Below are 1,293 nucleotides of genomic sequence, written 5' to 3'. Positions count from 1 at the left end.
TGGAGCAAACCCGGTACGATGGACGTTCCTTCACTTTCCAAATCGATACGTACCACTTATGCCCCGTACACGTCCGCCGTACCCACAGAAGTTCAGAGAAAAGATTGTCGAGCTTGCCCGGAATGGGCGAACGCCCAAAGAACTGGCCGAAGAGTTCGAACCGACCCAGACAACGATCCGCAATTGGCTGAAGCAAGCTGATCGGGATGAAGGGGCCTGTTCCGATGGACCGACCACCGAAGAGAAGGAGGAGATCCGTCAGCTTCGGAAAAAGCTCCGCGCGTTGCAGCAGGAGCGGGATATCCTGGCAAAAGCGACGGCCTGGTTCGCACGGGAGACCGGCGATGTACCGCCAAAATCTTCCGATTCATAGATGCGCACCAGGCCGAATTTCCAGTTGCCGCCATGTGCCGTGTTCTTGGTGTGTCCAGGAGCGGCTACTATGCGTGGCGGAGCCGACCTCCCTCCAAGCGGGCCCGAGAGGACGTGATATTGACCAAGAGAATCAAGGAAATACACGACCGATCAAGGGGCACTTATGGGGCCTGTCGGATCCACGCCGAGTTGCGGGCGGAAGGCACCCGCATTGGCAAAAAGCGGGTCGCTCGCCTGATGAAAGCGGCGGGCCTGAAAGGTGTTAGTCGCCGAAAGCGGCCCTCTACGACAGTTCGGAGGGCTGGGGTTCGGCCTGCTCCGGACCTCGTCGATCGTGACTTTACTGCCTCTGGGCCTGATGAACTCTGGGTGGCCGACATCACCTACGTCCCGACCGATTCGGGCTACTTGTACCTGTCAGTCGTGCTCGACGCGTTCAGTAGGCGAATCGTCGGCTGGGCGATGGCATCTCACCTACGCACCGAACTCGTGGTTGAAGCCCTGGACATGGCCGCCCAGCAGCGCAGTCCGGAGGAGACGATTCACCACTCCGATCAGGGCTCACAGTACGCGGCAATCGCCTTCGGGAAGCGGTGCAAAGACGAAGGCGTCCGCCCATCGATGGGATCGGTAGGGGATTGCTTCGACAATGCGATGGCTGAATCCTTCTTTGCGACGCTCGAATGTGAGCTGATCGAGCAGGAATCGTTCTCCAACAGGTCGGAGGCTCGCCTCATGGTCTTCGATTATATCGAGGGCTTCTACAACCCACACCGCCGGCACTCCGCAATCGATTATCACTCACCAACGGGCTACGAGAAAATCCACGACTCCCAAGAACAAACGCTCCTCCCAGAGCGTCGACCACTTGCCGCAGTGTGAAAGCGGTCACCTGTCCGTTATATCGGGTTCACTCCA

General features: G+C 58.5%; 1 protein-coding gene. It reads left to right on the top strand.

Features of this window, described 5'->3' with window-relative positions; genetic code table 11:
* Window positions 1–58 precede the first annotated feature (58 nt).
* Window positions 59–1,257, top strand: a protein-coding gene (locus B7R93_RS06695; protein ID WP_103020049.1) for an IS3 family transposase whose coding sequence is annotated in 2 segments (ribosomal slippage) — window positions 59–317 and window positions 317–1,257 — 1,200 coding nt in all. Because the reading frame shifts where the segments join, the coding sequence is not laid out codon by codon here.
* Window positions 1,258–1,293 lie beyond the last annotated feature (36 nt).

Origin of the sequence: Salinibacter altiplanensis, from assembly GCF_002894645.1 — a bacterium.
GTDB lineage: Bacteria > Bacteroidota > Rhodothermia > Rhodothermales > Salinibacteraceae > Salinibacter > Salinibacter altiplanensis.
Note: the sequence above shows the minus strand (reverse complement) of the source record. Positions and strands in the feature narration are given on the sequence as shown.